19 protein-coding genes are annotated in these 18,739 nt (G+C 73.3%); 8 read left to right on the forward strand and 11 right to left on the reverse strand.

Features of this window, described 5'->3' with window-relative positions:
- Window positions 1–51: 51 nt before the first annotated feature.
- The gene (locus tag ACVCAH_RS12565; RefSeq protein WP_447136266.1) at window positions 52–1,434 is read right to left on the reverse strand and encodes an FGGY family carbohydrate kinase; all 1,383 of its coding nucleotides are present in this window, start codon (window positions 1,432–1,434) and stop codon (window positions 52–54) included.
- A 253-nt stretch (window positions 1,435–1,687) separates the two neighbouring features.
- Here ACVCAH_RS12565 and ACVCAH_RS12570 point away from each other — a divergent pair, with 253 nt between their 5' ends.
- Complete coding sequence (locus ACVCAH_RS12570) at window positions 1,688–3,658, forward strand: anthranilate synthase family protein (protein ID WP_447136267.1); 1,971 nt, start codon at window positions 1,688–1,690, stop codon at window positions 3,656–3,658.
- A gap of 85 nt (window positions 3,659–3,743) precedes the next feature.
- Here the strand turns inward: ACVCAH_RS12570 and wrbA are convergent, their stop codons facing one another.
- Window positions 3,744–4,361 carry an NAD(P)H:quinone oxidoreductase gene (wrbA, locus tag ACVCAH_RS12575; protein WP_447136268.1) on the reverse strand — a complete coding sequence of 206 codons (618 nt, stop codon included), beginning with the start codon at window positions 4,359–4,361 and terminating at the stop codon, window positions 3,744–3,746.
- 143 nt (window positions 4,362–4,504) lie between these two features.
- Between wrbA and ACVCAH_RS12580 the strand changes: the two genes are divergently transcribed.
- Window positions 4,505–4,993, forward strand: a complete 489-nt coding sequence (locus ACVCAH_RS12580; protein ID WP_447136269.1) for an N-acetyltransferase family protein — start codon at window positions 4,505–4,507, stop codon at window positions 4,991–4,993.
- 186 nt (window positions 4,994–5,179) lie between these two features.
- Here ACVCAH_RS12580 and ACVCAH_RS12585 read toward each other — a convergent pair whose 3' ends face one another.
- From ACVCAH_RS12585 to ACVCAH_RS12595, 3 genes are all read right to left on the reverse strand, one after another.
- The gene (locus tag ACVCAH_RS12585) at window positions 5,180–5,548 is read right to left on the reverse strand and encodes a DUF3037 domain-containing protein (RefSeq protein WP_447136270.1); all 369 of its coding nucleotides are present in this window, start codon (window positions 5,546–5,548) and stop codon (window positions 5,180–5,182) included.
- A complete protein-coding gene (locus ACVCAH_RS12590) occupies window positions 5,545–6,303 on the reverse strand; it encodes a HipA family kinase (RefSeq protein ID WP_447136271.1) in 759 nt (252 codons plus the stop codon). The genes ACVCAH_RS12585 and ACVCAH_RS12590 overlap by 4 nt, the downstream gene beginning before the upstream one ends.
- A gap of 69 nt (window positions 6,304–6,372) precedes the next feature.
- A complete protein-coding gene (locus ACVCAH_RS12595; protein ID WP_447136272.1) occupies window positions 6,373–6,765 on the reverse strand; it encodes a hypothetical protein in 393 nt (130 codons plus the stop codon).
- Between the two features lie 205 nt (window positions 6,766–6,970).
- Between ACVCAH_RS12595 and ACVCAH_RS12600 the strand changes: the two genes are divergently transcribed.
- Complete coding sequence (locus tag ACVCAH_RS12600) at window positions 6,971–8,035, forward strand: winged helix DNA-binding domain-containing protein (protein ID WP_447136388.1); 1,065 nt, start codon at window positions 6,971–6,973, stop codon at window positions 8,033–8,035.
- Window positions 8,036–8,232: 197 nt separating this feature from the next.
- Window positions 8,233–8,982: a YsnF/AvaK domain-containing protein gene (locus tag ACVCAH_RS12605; RefSeq protein WP_447136273.1), complete on the forward strand. Its 750-nt coding sequence runs from the start codon at window positions 8,233–8,235 to the stop codon at window positions 8,980–8,982.
- Window positions 8,983–9,080: 98 nt separating this feature from the next.
- Here ACVCAH_RS12605 and ACVCAH_RS12610 read toward each other — a convergent pair whose 3' ends face one another.
- The 4 genes from ACVCAH_RS12610 to ACVCAH_RS12625 all read right to left on the reverse strand — a co-directional run bounded on the left by ACVCAH_RS12610 (window position 9,081) and on the right by ACVCAH_RS12625 (window position 13,497).
- The gene (locus tag ACVCAH_RS12610) at window positions 9,081–10,289 is read right to left on the reverse strand and encodes an ABC transporter ATP-binding protein (RefSeq protein ID WP_447136274.1); all 1,209 of its coding nucleotides are present in this window, start codon (window positions 10,287–10,289) and stop codon (window positions 9,081–9,083) included.
- 8 nt (window positions 10,290–10,297) lie between these two features.
- Window positions 10,298–11,134 (reverse strand): carbohydrate ABC transporter permease, encoded by an 837-nt coding sequence (locus ACVCAH_RS12615; RefSeq protein WP_447136275.1) that lies wholly within the window; start codon window positions 11,132–11,134, stop codon window positions 10,298–10,300.
- Window position 11,135: 1 nt separating this feature from the next.
- Window positions 11,136–12,134: a carbohydrate ABC transporter permease gene (locus tag ACVCAH_RS12620; protein ID WP_447136276.1), complete on the reverse strand. Its 999-nt coding sequence runs from the start codon at window positions 12,132–12,134 to the stop codon at window positions 11,136–11,138.
- A gap of 76 nt (window positions 12,135–12,210) precedes the next feature.
- Window positions 12,211–13,497, reverse strand: coding sequence for an ABC transporter substrate-binding protein (locus ACVCAH_RS12625; RefSeq protein WP_447136277.1), 1,287 nt, complete (start codon window positions 13,495–13,497; stop codon window positions 12,211–12,213).
- A gap of 233 nt (window positions 13,498–13,730) precedes the next feature.
- On the opposite strand from ACVCAH_RS12625, the gene ACVCAH_RS12630 reads away from it, so the two are divergent.
- The 4 genes from ACVCAH_RS12630 to ACVCAH_RS12645 all read left to right on the forward strand — a co-directional run bounded on the left by ACVCAH_RS12630 (window position 13,731) and on the right by ACVCAH_RS12645 (window position 16,169).
- Window positions 13,731–14,309 (forward strand): DsbA family protein, encoded by a 579-nt coding sequence (locus tag ACVCAH_RS12630; protein ID WP_447136278.1) that lies wholly within the window; start codon window positions 13,731–13,733, stop codon window positions 14,307–14,309.
- Between the two features lie 214 nt (window positions 14,310–14,523).
- The gene (locus tag ACVCAH_RS12635; protein ID WP_447136279.1) at window positions 14,524–15,228 is read left to right on the forward strand and encodes a VOC family protein; all 705 of its coding nucleotides are present in this window, start codon (window positions 14,524–14,526) and stop codon (window positions 15,226–15,228) included.
- Between the two features lie 187 nt (window positions 15,229–15,415).
- A complete protein-coding gene (locus ACVCAH_RS12640) occupies window positions 15,416–15,847 on the forward strand; it encodes a hypothetical protein (protein ID WP_447136280.1) in 432 nt (143 codons plus the stop codon).
- Between the two features lie 46 nt (window positions 15,848–15,893).
- On the forward strand, window positions 15,894–16,169 hold the full coding sequence (locus tag ACVCAH_RS12645; RefSeq protein WP_447136281.1) for a hypothetical protein: 276 nt from the start codon (window positions 15,894–15,896) through the stop codon (window positions 16,167–16,169).
- A gap of 61 nt (window positions 16,170–16,230) precedes the next feature.
- Here the strand turns inward: ACVCAH_RS12645 and ACVCAH_RS12650 are convergent, their stop codons facing one another.
- Complete coding sequence (locus ACVCAH_RS12650) at window positions 16,231–18,060, reverse strand: BTAD domain-containing putative transcriptional regulator (protein ID WP_447136282.1); 1,830 nt, start codon at window positions 18,058–18,060, stop codon at window positions 16,231–16,233.
- 267 nt (window positions 18,061–18,327) lie between these two features.
- A complete protein-coding gene (locus ACVCAH_RS12655; protein WP_447136283.1) occupies window positions 18,328–18,717 on the reverse strand; it encodes a hypothetical protein in 390 nt (129 codons plus the stop codon).
- Between the last annotated feature and the right edge of the window lie 22 nt (window positions 18,718–18,739).

The following is an 18,739-nucleotide window of genomic DNA, read 5'->3' on the forward strand; positions in this document are numbered from 1 at the left end:
CCATCCAACCAGCCCCGGGAGCTGTGTCAACGGCTCCGGCTGAGGACCCGATCAGGAGGGTGAGGGCCGCTCATCCGTCCGGCCGATGGTGGCCGCCGTGACCGGGTCGCCGATCCGCCCCACCGCGACCAGCGCCGCGCCGGTCGCACCGACCTCCGGGTTGCGCTGGTGCCAAACCGGACGGGGCGCCAGCGCGGTGGCGAACGCCTGCCGCCACCACAGCGAGGCGGTGACCGCACCACCGCCGAGGACCACCTCGACCCGGGTGTCGAGGGTGGACTCCAGCACGGCGAGGTCGTCGGCGACCAGGCCGCACAGCCCGCGCATCAGCGCGGCCAGGATGTCCACCGCGGTGGTGCCGAAGCTGATCCCGTGCAGTTCCCCGGACCCGGCCGGCGCCAGGCCGGGCGGCCGGTCGCCGCCGAAGCGGACGTTCGCCCGCTGGGTTCCGCCGTCGGTCGGCACCAGCGCCAGCGCGGCGTCCAGCTCCGCGCCGGCGGGCAGCCGCAGCTCCCGGTTCGCCCAGGCGAACAGGTTTCCGCCGGAGGAGTAGGCGGCGCCGGTGACCACGTGGTCGTGGTCGACCCGGTAGCGCCAGAGTCGCCCCGGCAGCGGGGGCAACTCGGCTCCGGCCGGAACCCGCTGGACCACCCGGACCGCCGCCGACGTGCCGACGGTCACCGCCGCCCGGGTGGGGTCGACGCAGCCGGAGCCGACGTTGGACGCCGCGCCGTCGCCGATCGGCGCGACCCAGCGCGCCTCGGCCAGCTGCGGCCAGCGGCGGGCGTACGCCGGCCGCAGCCGGCCGCGCCAGTCGGCGGGAGCCAGCTCGGGCAGGTCCCCGGGCCGGACGCCGGCCAGCTCGCAGGCCTCCGCGTCCCACCGGAGGGCGCGCAGGTCGAGCAGGCCGGTGCCGGACGCCTGGGAGATCGACATGGGCGCGGCGTCGAGCAACTGACCGACCACGTACTCGACCAGGCCGGTGAAGCCGGCCACGGTTGCCGAGGTGTGCTGCCGCAGCCAGGGCAACCGGGCCGACCAGTAGCCGCGGTGCCACCAGGTGCCGGTGCGCTGGTGGTACGCGCCCGGGTCGGCCGGCCCGGGGGCGCCGGCGGCCGGCTCGGCGCGGGTGTCCAGCCAGGTCAGCACCGGCCCGAGCGGAGCGCCGTCGGCGGCCAGCGGGACCACCGAGTGCCACTGCCCGGAGACGGCCACCAGGCCGATGTCGCGCAGCCGGCCGTCGGCCGCCAGCTCGTCCAGGCACTCGACCAGGTGCTCCAGGTAGCCGGCGGCGTCGAGGGTGCCGGTGCCGTCGTCGCCGACGGCCAGGCTCACCCGGCGCCGGGCCAGCGCGCCGGGCACCAGCCGGGCCTCCGGGTCCAGCACCAGCCCGCGTACCGACGAGGTGCCCAGGTCGAGAGCGAGAATGTTCATCGCCGGTCAACGTACCCGTTGAGCTGGGTGGCAAAGCGCCGGCGAAGCAGGCGTACGCCCGATCGGCTTCCCGCCGGCCGGCGGAGCACGTAGGGTGGTCGCATGCCCGCGCGACTGTCCTGCTGGTGGCCCGCCGATCCGGCGGCCATCCCCCGCGCGTAGCTTTCCCACGCGGCCGCCCGTCGAGGCGGCCGCCGGTCCTCTCCGGCCCCGGGCCGTTCCGTCGGGCGGCTCCCCGGCCCGAGGAGAGACCATGACCCACCTGCCCGACCTGTTCGCCGCCGTCGCCCGCGGCGTCGACCCCGGCCCGTTCGCGCTGATTCGGCGCGAGGGCGCCGACCACCTGGAGCTGTACGCCGGGCCGGTCCGCACGGTCGACCGGCTCGCCGACGTGCCGCTGCCGGCCGGGGCGCCCGGGCCGCGGACGCTGGCGCTGGTGCCTTACCGGCAGGTCACCGAGCGCGGCTTCGCCTGCGTCGACGACGGGATGCCGCTGGAGTGCCTGCTCGTCGAGCGGCACGAACGGGTGCCGCTGGCCGAGGCGCTCGCCGCGTTGCCGGACACCCCGGTGGTCACCGCCGACGCCGGGTTCGACGTCGGCGACGACGAGTACGCGGCCACCGTGGGCCGGGTGCTGGCCGAGGAGATCGGGCAGGGCGAGGGGGCGAACTTCGTCATCCACCGCACTCTGCGGGCCACCGTGCAGGGCCCGCCGCTGCGGGCGGCGCTGGCCGCGCTGCGCCGGCTGCTGCTCGGCGAGCGCGGCGCGTACTGGACGTTCGTGGTGCACACCGGCAGCCGGGTGCTGGTCGGGGCGAGCCCGGAGCGGCACGTCAGCGTCGACGACGGGCTGGTGATGATGAACCCGATCAGCGGCACCTTCCGGTACGCCGGCAGCGCCCCGGACCGCGCCGCGCTGCTGCGCTTCCTCGCCGACCCGAAGGAGGTCGAGGAGCTGTACATGGTGCTCGACGAGGAGCTGAAGATGATGGCCACGGTGGCCGAGCGGGGCGGCCAGGTGGTCGGGCCGTACCTGAAGGAGATGTCGCACCTGGCGCACACCGAGTACCTGCTCGCCGGCCGCGGCTCGAAGGACGTCCGCGAGGTGCTGCGGGAGACGATGTTCGCGCCCACCGTCACCGGCAGCCCGATGGAGAACGCCTGCCGGGTGATCGCCCGGCACGAACGGACCGGGCGGCGCTACTACGCGGGCGTGCTGGCCCTGCTGGGCCACGACGACGCCGGCCGGCAGACCCTGGACGCCCCGATCCTGATCCGGGCCGCGGAGATCTCCCCCACCGGGGAGCTGCGGGTGCCGGTGGGCGCCACCCTGGTGCGGCACTCCACCGCGGCGGGCGAGGTGGCCGAGACGACGCACGCCAAGGCGGCCGGGGTGCTCGCCGCGCTGGGGCTCGGCCCGACGGCGCCGGCACCCGGCCCGCAGCCGGAGGTACGCGACGGCTGTTCCGGCTCGGCGCGTCGGGCGCCGCGCCGCGACCCGGAACAGCCGCTCGCCGAGGATCCCGAGGTGCGGGCCGCGCTCGCCGCCCGCAACGCGCTGCTGGCCCGGTTCTGGCTGGACCAGCGCGCCCCCGACGCGGCCGGCCGGCCCGGGCTGGCCGGCCGGCGGGCGCTGATCGTCGACGGCGAGGACACCTTCACCGGCATGCTGGCCCACCAGCTCGGCGCGCTCGGCCTGGCGGTGACGCTGCGCCCCTGGCACACGCCCGGCCCGGTCGACGGGTACGACCTGGTGGTGGTCGGCCCCGGCCCGGGCGACCCGGGCAGCGCCACCGAGCCGAAGATGCGCGCGCTGCGCGGCCTGCTCACCGGGCTGCTCGCGGACGGCCGGCCCACCCTGGCGGTCTGCCTCGGCCACCAGCTGCTGGCCGGGCTGCTCGGGTTGACCCTGCACCGCCGGGACGCGCCCTATCAGGGGCTGCAACGCGAGGTGACGGTCTTCGGCGTGCCGCGCCGGGTCGGCTTCTACTCCACCTTCACCGCCCGGGCCGGCGCCGACCGGCTGGCCACCCGCTACGGACTGGTGGAGCTGGCCCGGGACGAGGCGGACGGCGCGGTGCACGCGCTGCGCGGACCGGGCTTCGCCGGGGTGCAGTTCCACCCCGAGTCGGTGCTCAGCCCGGACGGGCTGGCCGTCCTCGACGAGCTGCTGACCGAACTGTTGGCGGTGACCCGGGCGCTGCCCGCCGCCGAGCCGGCATAGCGGTGGTCCTACCCGGGTAGAGCTGGCGGTGACGGCGGTCCGGGCAGGTTGAGAGCCCCCGTCCGGGCCGCCGGCCGCCGTCCGGTCAGCCGGCCAGGCCCTTCTTCACCGCGGTGCCGAGGTGCACGGCGCGCCTGGCGGTCAGCGCGGCCGCACCCAACGCCAGGTTGTCCGGGGCGGTCTCCGCGTTGTTGCTGGTGTGCGAGGCGCCGTACGGGTTGCCCGCGGCGAACTGGCTCGGTTCGGTGTAGCCGGGGGTGACCACGATCCCGCCCCAGTGGTAGAAGACGTTGAACATCGACAGCAGGGTGGACTCGTGCCCGCCGTGCGCGGTGGCCGTCGAGCAGAACCCCGAGTACACCTTGTTCACCAGGGCGCCCTGCGCCCACAGCGGGCCGGTGGTGTCGATGAACTGCTTGAGCTGGGCGGCCATCACGCCGTACCGGGTCGGCGTGCCGAAGATCGCGACGTCGGCCCAGGAGAGGTCGTCCAGCTGCGCCTCGGGCACGTCCTGGGTCTCCATGGCGTGGGCGTGCCAGCCCGAGTTGGAGCGGATCGCCTCGTCCGGCGCCAGCTCGTGCACCTTGCGCAGCCGTACCTCGGCGCCCGCGTCACCGGCGGCCTCGCACACCGCCTGCGCCATCTGGTACGTGATGCCGGTCGCGCTGTAGTAGATCACCGCGACCTTGGTCCGGTCAGCCATCGCAGTCCTCCTCGTCTCGGATCAGCTCCGGCGACTACCCGGTACTTGCCAGGACAAACCGGGCCGGGTGGGGCGAGGGCGCGAGGGAACGCGCAGCTCACCCCGGGTGGGGTCGGGCCGCGCGGGCCGGCGATGCTGGACCCATGGAGATCAGACCCGCCACCGCCGACGACTGGCCGCTGATCTGGCCGTTCCTGCGCGAGATCGTGGCCGCCGGAGAGACCTACACCTGGCCCCGCGACGTCGACGAGGAGCGGGCCCGGGCGATGTGGCTGGTGCCGCCCACGGGCCGCACCGTGGTCGCGGTCGACCCGGACGGCACCGTGCTCGGCTCGGCGAAGCTGGTGCCCAACCAGCTCGGGCCGGGCGACCACGTCGCCAACGCGAGCTTCATGGTCGCCCCCGCCGCCGCCGGTCGCGGGGTGGGGCGGGCGCTCGCCGAGCACGTGCTGGCGCTGGCCCGTGCGGAGGGCTACCGGGCGATGCAGTTCAACGCCGTGGTGTCGACGAACACCCGCGCGGTGGCGCTCTGGCGCTCGCTCGGCTTCGAGGTGGTCGGCCGGGTGCCCGAGGGGTTCCGGCACCCGGGCCTGGGCTTCGTCGACCTGCTCGTCATGCATCGTCGGCTGTGAATCGCTTGCCCTGGCTCAAGATTTCCGCAAGTTCCGATGCGAACCGGTGCCGATCCGCCCGCCGGCCGGGATCCTGGTCGCACCGGTGCCGGCGAGTCGGCCGGTGCCGCCGCACCGGGGAAGCTGAACGGGGGATCGCGCTCCGCCGGCAGCGTGGCTGGCGTAGCGCGATCAGGGGAGCCGACCTCAGCGGACCAGCTTGTCCATCAGCCGGTCCAGCTCGGCCGCCGGATCGGCGGTCAGCCCGGTGTGCACCGGCCCGGCCTGGATCATCGTGCTGCGCGGGGCGGCCAGCCAGCGGAACCGCTCCCCCAGCCGCATTCCCGCCGACGGGCCGTCGCCGGCGCAGGTCCGGTCCCAGGAGCGCAGCACCGCGGCCACCGCGGCCAGGTCGACCTCCGGGGCCAGCGCGCGCACCCGGTCGGCGTCCAGATGGGTACGCGCGCCCAGGAAGTCCCGCTGCTGGCAGTAGAGCAGCACTCCGACGTTGATCTGCTCGCCGCGTTCCACCCGGGGCACCAGCCGGATGACCGCGTACTCGAAGGGCTCTCTCACGCCGCCCTCCCCGGTGGCAGCCAGTCGGCGGTACGCGCCACCCGACGGGCCAGGTGGTCCACGTACGCCGCCCGGGCCACGTCCGCGGAGTCGAAGTCGGCGCCGGTCAGCCAGCTCTCGGGCACCAGGGCCAGCACCTCGGCCAGCAGGTCGCGGGTGACCCGCGGGGCCAGGTCGGCGTCCGCCTCCGCCAGCGGGCCGGCGTAGGGCGCCAGCACGTGGTCGTCGGCCCGGTACGGCCGGTGCACCGCCGCCTCGGCGCGGGGCCAGTTGTGATGGAAGTAGAGCGACGCGCCGTGGTCGATCAGCCAGAGCTCGCGGTGCCAGACGAGCAGGTTGGGGTTGCGCCAGCTGCGGTCGACGTTCTCCACGTACGCGTCGAACCAGAGCACCCGGGAGGCGAGCGCCGGCTCGACGGGGTGCGCGACCGGGTCGTAGCCCAGCGCGCCGGGCAGGAAGTCCATCCCCAGGTTGGCGCCGCCGCTGTTGCGCAGCAGCTCCTGCACCTCCTGGTCGGGCTCCGCTCGCCCGATCACCGGGTCGATGTCGAGCACCACCAGGGGCGGCACGGCCAGGCCCAGCCGGCGGGCCAGTTCACCGCAGATCACCTCGGCGACCAGCGCCTTTGGCCCCTGCCCGGCGCCGCGGAACTTCGCCACGTACGTGCCGAGGTCGTCGGCCTCCACCACGCCGGGCAGCGAGCCACCCTCGCGCAGCGGGGTGACGTACCGGATCGCGGTGACCTCGCGGAGCACGGGACCACCCTAGTGGGCGCGGGCGGCGCCCGGCCGGCGACCCGGCGCGCGGCGGTCCGACCGCCGGGCTCAGTCGAGCTGGTCGCGCAGGTCGTCGACCTGCTGTTGCATCCGGTCCACCGCGGCCTCGTTGTTGAGGAAGGTGGTGATCCCGGCGGCGAAGGCCAGCCCGATCAGCACCGCCAACGCGCTGAGCACCAGGCCGCCGATCGCCACGCCCCGACCGGTCACCCCCGGCCGGCCGGCCATCTTCAGCCCGACGATGCCGAGCACGACGCCGATGATGCCGAGTATCAGGCCGGCCCAGGACAGGATCACGGTGAGCACGCTGATCAGTGCGGCCACCCCGAAGACGAGGGCGAACGTCGCCGCCGCGCTGGTCTTGGCCGCCGTGCCGGTCCGGCCGCCCCCGGTTCGGGTCGGTGCGCCGGCGCCGCGCACCGGCTCGCTTGACGCAGTCATGTCGCTCCCTTCGGACGCGCGGAGCGCGCCTACTCCGGGGGCGGCATCCCCACTGCCTCGGCGGTTATGCCTCGGCCCGGGAGAAGCAGGGCACCGGCGCGGAGTCTTTCCGGAAGCGTCGGTGCCGGGACCTAGGCTGGCGCTCACCCGATCCGGAAGGGCGGACCCCGTGCATCTCACCGCGACCGACGCGTTGGCCCTGCGGATGACCAGTCTGCTGCTGCGCCGGCATCCGACCACCGCTGTGGGCACGGTGGCCGACGTGGTGGAGTGGTTCGGCGCCATGCAGGCGCAGGACCTGGCGAGCGGCATGTGGTCGCTCGGGGTCCGGCTGCCCGCGCTCGATCACGCCGCCCTGCACGCCGCGTTGGAGCGGCGGGAGGCGCTGCGCACGTGGCCGATGCGGGGCACGGTGCACCTGGTGCCGCCGCGTGACGCCCGCTGGATGCTGGAGCTGACCGGCGTACGCTCGCTGGCCGGTGCCGCGACCCGCCGGGCGCAGCTCGGGCTCACCGAGGCCGACGCGGAGCGCGCGGTCGACGTGCTCGGCGCCGCGCTGGCCGGCGGCGGCCGGCTGACCCGCGCCCGGTGCCTGGCCGCGTTGGAGGCCGCCGGCATCGGCACCGCCGGGCAGCGCGGCTACCACCTGCTCTGGTACGCGAGCGTGCGCGGGGTCACCTGCCTCGCGCCGAACGTCGGCACCGAGCAGACCTTCGCCCTGCTCGACGAGTGGGCGCCGCGGCCCCACCGGCCCGAGCGGGACGAGGCGCTGGCCATCCTGGCGCACCGCTACGTCCGCGGGCACGGACCGACCACCGACCGGGAGTTCGCCGGCTGGACGGGGCTGACCCTCACCGACGCGCGCCGGGGTCTCGCCGCGGCCGGCGACGCGCTGGCCCCGGTACGGGTCGACGGGGTGGCGATGCTGGTCGACGCGGCCCTGCTCGACGCGCCCCGGCAGCCGCTGGACGACCTGCTGGTGCTGCCCGGCTTCGACGAATACCTGCTCGGCTACAAGGACCGTTCGCTGATGCTCGACCCCGCGCACAAGGACGCGATCGTGCCCGGCGGCAACGGCGTCTTCCAGCCCACGGTGGTCCGCGACGGGCGGGTGGTCGGCACCTGGAAGCGCAGCGTCGGCCGGGACCGGCTCACCGTGACGCTGCGCCCGCTGGTGCCGCTGGACGCCGAGCGGGCCCGGGTCGAGCGGGCATTGGCCGGCTACGCGGCCTTCCTGGGCCTGCCGGTGCGGGTGGACTGGCCGGCCTGAATCGCGGCCGACCGGGGCGGGGCGCCCGTCCTGCTCACGTCCGCGAGCGTGAATGGGGGGATGCCGGTGGGCACCCCACCGACCTCCCGCGCCTCACCGGCCCCAGGTCTCCCCCGCACTCCTGTCCGGCGTGTCGGTGACGCATCCGCTCCGGCCAGTCGGGTATCCGGCGGGAGATACAGAGGGAGGTATGGTCCATGAAGCTCAACGCACAGCAGGTCAGCTCGCTGTACGGACAGAACGTCACGGACCGCTCGGGGTCAAAGATCGGCAGCGTGGGCCAGATCTGGGCCGACGCCGCCGGTGAGCCGACCTGGGTCAGCGTGAAGACCGGGGTGATGGGCAAGAAGGAGTCGATGGCTCCGCTGCGGAAGGCCCGGATCGCCGGCGACGGACTCGCTGTCGACTACGACAAGTCCACAGTAAAGAACGCGCCCGCCGTGGACGCCGGCACCGACGAGCCGCTCAGCACGGCGCAGATCGACCAGCTCTACCGGCATTACCAGCTCGCGCCGCAACCTGCTCCGGCCGCTCCGCCCCCGACCCGGGAGCGTGGGCGCGCGCCGGGCGCGGGTGAGGACCTCATCCGGTCCGAGGAGCGACTGCGGGTCGGCACCGAGAGCCAGCCCGCCGGCACCGCGCGGCTGCGCAAGTACGTCGTCTCCGAGGACGTGCACACCACCGTGCCGGTCGAGCACGACGAGGTGTACGTGGAGCGCGAACCGATCAGTGCCGCGGATGCCCGCAACGTCCGCGGCGACATCGGCGAGGCCCAGCAGGAGATGACGCTGCGTGCCGAGCGGCCGGTCGTCAGCAAGGAGACGGTCCCGGTGGAGCGGGTCCGCCTGGCGAAGGACGAGGTGGTCGACCAGCGGGCCGTCGACGAGCAGGTCCGACGGGAACAGGTCGAGGCCGACATCCCGGAAACCAGCCGGCGACGTCGCTGACACCTGACGGACGACGGGCGGGTGGGTCGGTAGGGCGGGTGGGTCGGTTACCGACCCACCCGCCCTACCGACCCACCCGCCCGCGCGGCCGGTACCCGTCAGTCGGCGAGCGCGCCGGCCGCCCGGCCCTCGTGCAGGGTGAGGTTGCGCCCGTTCGACGGGTCGAACAGGTGGATCTTCTCCAGGTTGAACCAGACCCGCCGGGTCTCGCCCTCCACCACCGGGGACTCCGCCGACAGCCGGGTCACCAGGTTCGCCCCGGCCCCGGTGAAGTCGGAGGCGCCGGCGTCGGCGGCCAGTTCCTCCAGTTCGGCGGCGGTGGCCCGCTCCCCCTCGACGGTGAAGTAGACGTACTTGTCCGAGCCCATCGACTCGACGATCTCCACCGGCGCCTCGAACTCCATGCCTCGGCGGCGGGTGTCCTCGTCGACCAGCTCGGCGTCCTCGAAGTGCTCCGGCCGGATGCCGAGGATCAGCTCGCGCGGCGCGTCGCCGGCGGTCAGCTGCCGCCGGACCCGGTCGCCGAGCGGCACCTCGCCCAGCGCGGTACGCAGCGTGCCGTCCTGCACCGCGGCGTGCAGGAAGTTCATCGACGGCGAGCCGATGAAGCCGGCCACGAAGAGGTTGCGCGGGTGGTCGTAGAGCTCCTGCGGCGGGCCGACCTGCTGCACCGCGCCGCCGCGCATGATGACCACCCGGTCGCCGAGGGTCATCGCCTCGGTCTGGTCGTGGGTGACGTAGACGGTCGTGGTGCCGAGCTGCTTCTGCAGCCGGGACACCACCGTGCGCATCTGCACCCGCAGCTTGGCGTCCAGGTTGGACAGCGGCTCGTCCATCAGGAACGCCTTGGGCTGCCGGACGATCGCGCGGCCCATCGCCACCCGCTGCCGCTGCCCGCCGGAAAGGTTCGCCGGCTTGCGGTCCAGCAGCGCGGTCAGCTCCAGGACCTTCGCCGCCTCCTCGACCTTCTGGTTGATCGTCTCCTTGTCCAGCTTCGCCAGCCGCAGCGGGAACGCCATGTTCTCCCGGACGGTCATGTTCGGGTAGAGAGCGTACGACTGGAACACCATGGCGATGTCCCGGTCCCGGGGCGCCTTGTCGTTGACCCGCTGACCGGCGATGCGCAGCTCCCCGGAGCTGATGTCCTCCAGCCCGGCAATCATGTTGAGGGTGGTGGACTTCCCGCAGCCGGACGGGCCGACCAGGATGACGAACTCGCCGTCGGCGATCTCCAGGTCGACGTCCTGCACCGCGACGGTCCCGTCCGGGAACTTCTTGCTCACCTTGTCGAGCACGATGTCAGCCATGACTACACCTATCCCTTGACTGCGCCGGAGGTCAGGCCGGAGACGATGCGGCGCTGGAAGAAGAGGACGAACAGGATGATCGGAATGGTGATCACCACGGCGGCGGCGCAGATCGCCCCGGTGGGGTCCTCGAACTGCGACTCGCCGGTGAAGAACGACAGCGCCACCGGCACCGTCCGGGACCGTTCGGTGGAGGTCAGCGAGATGGCGAAGAGGAAGTCGTTCCAGCAGAAGATGAAGACCAGGATCGCCGTGGTGAACAACCCCGGCGCGGCCAGCGGCGCGATCACCCGGCGGAACGCCTGGGCCTGGGTCGCCCCGTCCATCTTCGCCGCCTTCTCCAGGTCCCACGGGATCTGCTTGAAGAACGCCGACAGGGTGTAGATCGCCAGCGGCAGCGCGAAGGTGATGTACGGCAGGATCAGGCCCGGCCAGGTGTCGAAGAGGCCGAGCTGCCGCTCGATGTCGAACAGCGGCGACACCAGCGACACCTGCGGGAACATCGCGATCAGCAGGGAGACGCCGACCAGCAGCCGCTTGCCGGGGAAGTCCAGCCGGGAGATCGCGTACGCGGCCATGGCGCCGAGCACCACCGCGACGACGGTGGCGATCAGCGCGATGCCGATCGAGTTGACCAGGGCCCGGACGAACTGGTCCGTCGCGAAGATCGTCCGATAGTTGTCCAGCGTCCACTCCCGCGGCCAGAACTTGCCGTCGGTGAGGGTGGCCGGGGTCTTGAACGACAGCGACGCGATCCACAGCACCGGGATCAGCGCGAAGACGACCACGACGACGTCCAGCAGACCCCAGCGGAGCTTGGCCCGGGTGGTGGTTTCGACAGCCATCTCAGCGCCTCTCCCCGTCGTCGCTGCCGGGGGCAGCGGTACCGAACAGCTTCACGAAGACGAAGGCGATGATCGCCACGGTGAGGAAGATCAGCACCGACATCGTCGACCCGATGCCGAGGTTGAGCCCTCGGATCAGGTTGTTGTAGGCGAGCATCGACACCGACGAGGTCTCGTTGCCGCCCGCGGTGAGCACGAAGATGTTGTCGAAGACCCGGAACGCGTCCAGCGTGCGGAACAGCAGCGCGACCAGGATCGCCGGCTTCATCACCGGCAGCATCACCTTGGTGAACCGCTGCCAGGCGGTGGCACCGTCGGTCGAGGCGGCCTTGAGCAGGTCCTCCGGGACCAGCGCCAGCCCGGCCATCAGCAGCAGCGCCATGAACGGGGTGGTCTTCCAGATCTCGGCCAGCATGATGATCGCCAGCGAGCTCGCCCGCTCGGTGAGCGGCGCGCCCTCGCTGAACAGGTTGGCGAGGTAGCCGGTGCCGGGCGTCCAGGCGTACCGCCAGGAGAAGGCGGCGACCACCGTGACGATGCCGTACGGGATCAGCGCGGCGGTGCGGACGATGCCCCGGCCGACCAGCGTGCGGTGCATGATCAGCGCCAGTCCCATGCCGAGCACCAGTTCGATCACGACGGTGACCACGGTGATCAGCGCGGTCACCCCGAATGCCGTCCACCAGAACTCGTTGGTCAGCACGGTCACGTAGTTCTCCAGCCCGATGAACTCGCGCTGGTCGGGGAAGCGCAGGTCGAAGCGCTGGAGTGACAACCAGACCGAGTAGAGGATCGGGTATGCCGTCACCAGCACCATGACCAGCGCGGCCGGCGCGCAGAGCAGCCAGCCCAGCCGGCGCTCGGCCTTCTTGTTCTCACTCAGCGGCGGCCTGCGCCGGCCGGCCCGCTGCGCGGGCACCGCGGCGTGCCGGGCGCCCGAGCGGGTGGCGGTCTCCCCGGCCGCGACGTCCGCCCCGCCGGGGGTGGCGTTGACGCTCATGACGCCCCCTCTCGACGGTCGGCGACGCCACGAGGCTCCATGGCGCCGAGCTGACTGGTTCGCTCGCTGCGCTCGCTCACGGCAGGACCCCCTTGGACTCGAGCGCGTCGGCGATGGCGTCGCGCAGTTCGTCGGCGGTCCGCTGCGGGTCGATCGCCGACGGCGGCGAGAGGATCGCCGACATCACGGTGGAGATGCTCTGGTACGCCGGGGTCAGCGGGCGGGTCGCCGGCTCCTTGAGCTCCTCCAGGATGGTCTCCTTCATCGGGTACGCCTCGGCCATCTCCGGGTCGGCGTAGACCTGCTCGATGGTGGGCGGCACGCCGTCGTTGACCGCGGAGAACTTCTGGTTCTCCGCGTTGCGGATGCACTTCGCCGCGTCGAAGGACTCCGCCGGGTGCTCGGAGTAGGCGCTGACCGCCATGTTCACCCCGCCGATGGTGACCTTGCTCGGGGTGTTCTCGTCGATGCCCGGCACCCGGGCCCAGGTGACCTGCTGGGCCAGCTCCGGGTTGGCCTCCTGCATGGCCGGGTAGACGAACGGCCAGTTGACCTGGAACGCGCCGTTGCCGGACTGGAACTCCAGCCGCACCGGGTCCTCGGTGGCGTTGCTGAACGACGGCGACGTCACGCCCGACGTGGCGAACCGCTGGAGCTGCTCCAGCGCCCGCACGGTGCCCTCGTCCATCGCGGCCCGCTTACCGTCGTCGCTGAGGATGTGGCCGCCGGCGCTCTCGGCGAGGGTGTTGTAGAGGACCACCAGGCCCTCGTACTGGGCGCCCATGGTGAGCACCTGGTACGGCTTGCCCTGCTGCTTCAACTGCTGGGCGGCGGAGATCATCTGGTCCCAGGTCTTCGGGGCCTCGGGCACCAGGTCCTTGCGGTACCAGAGCAGCTGGACGTTGGTGTTCTTCGGCGCGGCGTAGAGCTTGTCCTGGTAGCGCGCGGTCTCCAGCGGGCCGGCGAGGGTGCCCTGCTCGACCTCGGCCTTGTCCTGCCCGGTCCACTCCAGGATCCAGTCGGCGCTGGCGAACTCCTGGGTCCAGGTGACGTCGAGGCCGAGCACGTCCATGCCGGTGTCCTGCGCGGCGAGCCGGCGCACCATCTGCACCCGCTGGTCGTCGGCCTGGCGCGGCAGCACCCGGTAGGCGATCCGGTACCGGCCCTGGGCCGCCGCGTTGCAGTTGTCCACCACCTTCTGCAGGTTCTGCTCCGGCGGGTAGTACAGGTTGATCGTCGGCACACCGCCGTCGTCGCCGGTTCCACAGGCCGCCATGGGCGCCACCAACGTCAGCGCCGCGGCCGCCGCCAGCGCGCGCACGTGTGGCCGGCGCCGGCGCCGGGTCCCGTCGGGATCGCTCATCACCCCTCCCCTCGTGTCGGCCAAGAGCCGGGGAGACGCACCGTGCCCCGGCGCACGGCGGAACGGTCGGGACGCTGACCAGCGAGTGACCGGCCCCGGACGTTTCGTGGCCCCAACACTGCCCGACCTGGGAAGTCGCGAAACCTGACGTGATGAGACGGTGACAACACCACTACCGGTGTGGCACGGATCACCGCGCTGCGGGCCGGCACGGCGACGCCTACCCTCAAGCGATGGACGCCACCTTCTTCTTCGACCCCGCCTGCCCGTGGACCTGGCACGCCTCGCGCTGGTTGGTCACCGTCGCCGACGCCCGTGGCCTGCGCGTCGAGTGGCGGGCCTTCAGTCTGGCCATCCTCAACGAGGGGAACGTCCCCGCGGAGTTCGCCGACGTGCTGGCCGCCTCGGGCCGGGCGATGCGACTGGTGGAGGCGCTGCGCGCGGACGGGCGCTCCGACGACGTCGCCCGGTTCTACGCCGAGGTGGGCACCCGCAGCCACGACGCCGGCAACCCGCTGTCGCCGAAGATCGTGGACGCGGCCGTCGAGGCGGCCGGCCTGGGTGACGCGGCGGCGGCGCTCGACGACGAGCGCTGGGACGCGGCGGTACGCGAGTCACACGAGCTGGCGTACGCCTCGGCCGGACCGGACATCGGCTCGCCGGTGCTGATGGTGCCCGGCGCCGAGCGGGGCATGCACGGACCGATCCTCAGCGAGGTGCCCGGCACCGACGACGCCCTGACCATCTGGGACTCCCTGCTCCCCCTGCTGCACCTGCCGGCCTTCCACGAGATCAAACGCGGCCGCCGCTGACCGCATCCCCCCTCCCCGCCACCCGCGCTCCCGCGCTCCCGCGCTCGGCCACTCGGGGCGCTCGGGGCGCTCCGGCCCAAGATCCGCGCAAGATCGGGGAAGGTGCTGCGTCCCGCGCTCGCGAGACCGCACCTTGCCGAAAGTTGCGCGTGGTACGGGCGGGCGGCCCGGGGAGCGGCGGCGAGGTGGCGGGTGGGGCGGGGATGATGGGCGCATGATCGCTCGCTTCAAAGACCTTTGTCTGGACGCCGCCGACCCGCACGCGCTGGGCGCGTTCTGGGCCCGGATCCTCGACGGCGACCTGGTCGACACCGGCGACGGCGACACCCGGATCGACCCCCGCGCGGCCGGCTCCGGCGCCGAGTCGATCTGGGTCAACCGGGTGCCCGAGCCGCGTACCGTCAAGACCCGGGTGCACCTCGACCTGCGGCTCGCCGACGCGGAACCGACGGCGCTGCTCGCCGCCGGGGCGCGGCTGGTCCGCGAGCCGGACGCGGAGATCAGCTGGTGGGTGCTGGCCGACCCGGACGGCAACCTGTTCTGCGCGTTCCCGCCCCGGGAGGGGGCCGGACCCGGCCCGATCGCGCTGATCGTCGACTCGGCCGACCCGGTCGCCCAGGCGAGGTGGTGGGCCGGCGTGCTCGGTGGCGAGGTGCAGGTCAGCGAGCAGGGGCACGCCGCGGTGCTGGGCGCGGCCGGCTTCCCCTGGCAGCAGTGGATCTTCGACCCGGTGCCGGAGCGCAAGACCGTGAAAAACCGGATGCACTGGGACGTCGACCTGACCGACCCGGAGCCGACCGCGCTGATCAAGGCCGGTGCGACGCTGCTGCGCGAGCCCGACGAGGCGATCAGCTGGTGGATGCTGGCCGACCCGGAGGGCAACGACTTCTGCGCGTTCGCGCCGCGTCCCACCCAGTGAGCGGTGATGCTACCCAGCGACCGCCCGGTGGACTAGCGTTCTCGTAGCTCCGCAGCCAGCGCGTTCGCCGCCGACGTCGACACGCCTCCGGCCGACCCCGACCCGTCCGATCGGTTGGTTCTCGCGGGAACTTCCCTCTGCCGGTCCACCGGTTGGGCAGGATCGTCCCCAACGAGGAGGTGCCGTCGTGCAGGACACCCGCGCTCTCGCCCTGACGTTCGAGGTGAGCGGCCTGCCACCGGTCAAGACCGAGGCGCTGTCCATCTTCGCCGCCGGGCACCGGCAGGCGACGAGGGTCCGCGCCCTGCTCCAGGCGGCCTGCGACGCGGCCCAGCGCACCGGCTGGACCCCGCTGTCCGGGCCGATCGAGGTGGACGTGCTGCTGCGCTGCCCGCCCGGGCACCGCACCTCCGACGCCAGCAGCCTGCTCGGCGGGGTGTGCGCGGTGCTCCAGGACAAGAAGCGGGTGGCCAACATCGGCCTGGCCCACCTCGGCGTCCTGGTCGACGTCGCCCTCTACGACGACGACCGGCAGATCCGCCGGCTGTCGTACGTGGAGGAGCCGGCGGAGGACTTCTCGTACCAGGTGCGGGTCGCCGCCGTACCGAACGTGGTTTGACCGACGGCCGCGGTGGGGTACCGCGGACGCCGACGAAGGGAGCGCCATGTCGGAGCCACATGTCACGCTGGACCCCCGCGGGCTCGATCCCGTGCAGCAGAAGCTGCGCGGCCCGCTGGAGGATCAGCTGACCTCGGCGCTGCGGGCGGCTACCGAACGGGTCCGGGCCGGCTACGCCGGCGAGCCGGTCGAGCAGGTCTGCCAGCGGCTGCTCGACGAGACCCGGGCCGGCCTGCACCCCGACATCGCGGCCGGCTTCGAGCCGGACATGGACGAGTTCTGCCGGGTGGCGGTGGCCATCGTCCGCGGCGGGGACGCCTGACACGCTGCCGTCGCCGGCCACGGGCCGTCGGTTCCCCGCGGCGGCACGTCCCGGGTGGTGCTCAGGCGGCGACCGGGTCGACCCGCCAGCCCGTCGACGGGTGCTGGGGCACCGCCGCCAACTCGACAACGTAGTCGCGCACCAGCGCGGGCAGCCGGTAGCCGCCCCGCTCGTCCCGGTGGATCAGGTGCGAGTCGACCAGCCGCTCCAGGGCGTGCCGGGCCCGCTGCGCGGAGACGCCGAGCAGAGCCGCGGTCCGCTCCGGCAACGCCGGCGCGTCCGGCGACTCGCCGAGCAGCTCCAGCAGCCGACCGGCCACCTCGTCGCCGGAGCGCACGGCGGCGACCCCGGCGGCCAGGCTCGCCCGCACCGACAGGTCCTCGTACGCCAGCAGGTCCAGCCGGTCGTGGCGGTCCCGCAACTGCTCGACCAGCACGGCCACCGGCAGATCCGGCCGGCTGGCCAGCCGCGAGGCGGTGATCCGCAGGGCCAGCGCCGAGCCGCCACAGAGCCGCACCAGCTCGGCCGTGGCGGCCGGCTCCACGTCCAGCCGCTCGGCGCCGCCGAACGCGGCCAACAGCGCCCGCGCCCCGGCGGCGTCCACCGGAGCGAGGGCGACCCGCCGGACGCCATCGAGGCTGCGCAGCTGCCGCTGGGCGACCACGACCAGCGCCGGGCCGGGCCCGGCCGGGATCAACGGCCGTACCTGCTGGGCGCCGGTTACCCCGTCGACCACCAGCAGGAGCCGTCGATCGGCGACCCGGGTCCGGAACCAGCCGGCCCGCTCGTCGGCACCGGCCGGCACGTCGGCGGCCGGCACACCGAGGGCGCGCAGCACCCGGGCCAGCACCTCGTCGGGTGTCACCGACGGCCGGTAGCCGAGGTCGACGAAGACCTGCCCGTCCGGGAAGTCGGCGGCCACCAGGTGCGCCGCGCGTACCGCCAGCGTGGTCTTGCCGCTGCCGGCCGGCCCGCTGACCACCACGGCGGCCGGTGTCCCGCCACCCACGGCCGCGACCACGTCCGCCACCTCGGCCGTACGGCCGACGAAGGTGATCAGGTCGGCGGGGAGCTCGCGGGGGACGGTGGCCGCGGCGGGGGGCGCCGGGACTGCCGCGGTGACGGCGAGCGGCGCGGCGGGCGGGACGTACGCCAGCTCCGGTGACCGGTCCAGCATGGCCCGGTGCAGCCGAACCAGGTCCTCACCCGGGTCGATGCCGAGCTGCTCGTGCAGGGTGGCGTACGCGTCCCGGTAGGCGGTCAACGCGGCTGATACCTCGCCGCACCGGTAGAGGGCCAGCATCAGCTGCCCCCAGGCTCGCTCGCGCAGGGGGTGGGCCGCGAGGTGCCCGCGGATCTCCGACAGCAGGTCTCCGTGCTCGCCGACGGCCAGCCGCGCCTCGGTCAGCCCCTCGAAGACCTGGAGCCGCTGCTCGTCCAGGCTCGCCCACCGGTTGTCGAGCGTGGTACCACGCGGCAGGCCGTCACCGGCCGGGCCCCGCCAGCAGTCCAGGGCCGCCCGGAGCGGGTCGACGGCGCCGCCCGGCTCGGCGCCCGCCAGCCGGGTGCGCCCCTCCCCCGCGAGGCGCCGGAACTCGGCGACGTCGAGTTCGTGCGGGCCCAGGCTCAGCTCGTACGCGTTGGGGCGGGCGATCAGCCGGTCGCCGAGCGTACGGCGCAGGGCCGCGGCGTGCGACCGGAGGTTCGCCACGGCGGAGGCCGGCGGGTCGTCCGGCCAGAGCATCCCGATCAGTCTGGGCAGTGGGACGGGGTGGTTGGCCTCCAGGGCGAGGCCGGCGAGTACCGCGCGGCGCTTCGCCGCGCCCGGCGTGGCGACCTGGCCCGTCACACTCAGCTCCACCGAGCCCAGCAGCCGAATCTCCAGTTGCATCCCGCGCTCCCCCGTCGAACATCGAGCGCGCTCAGGCTAAGCGGGCCGTTCCCGGCACAACAAGACGTGGGCGAGACAAAAAGAGAGACGCACATCAATATGCTGACCTGGCGTGTCGGCGTAACGGATTCGACGCGGAAAGCGCTCTCGCCGCGCCGGAACCACTCGCTACCACGATCATGTCCGCCAATGCGCCCAGCATCCGCAGTCGAGCAGGATACAAGTGGCGTCCCCGGGCGGTGCCCGGGGACGCCACCACGGCCGAACCTAGTCGCCGCAGCCGTACTCCTGCCGGAATTCGTTCTCGGTCAGGACCCTCTCGTTCGTCGCCAGGACCTTTCCGTTTTCGATCTTCCCGGTGTCCAGGACGGTGTTGTAGGTGTTGTTCTCGAAATGGGCGGTTATCGCGAGGCGACCGCCCACTCCCTGTGCGGCGATGTTGTCGGCCTCCGCCGTGAACCCTTCCGGCAGCACGCCGATCTCGACTTCCGGGACAGCCCTCGGCTCGCTCGTGGCAATCTGCCACAACGGCGGGCTGACGGTGTCCCTCGTCTTCTCATCCATCCTGGCGATGAGCAGTTTGGTGAGGTAACTACCGGGGCGACATTGCCGCCCCAACAGCACCGTCAACTGATCACCGTCCTTGCGCAGGGCCATCGGCCCGGCGGGAGTGCAGCCC

The sequence above is a fragment of the Micromonospora sp. LZ34 genome, assembly GCF_052981855.1.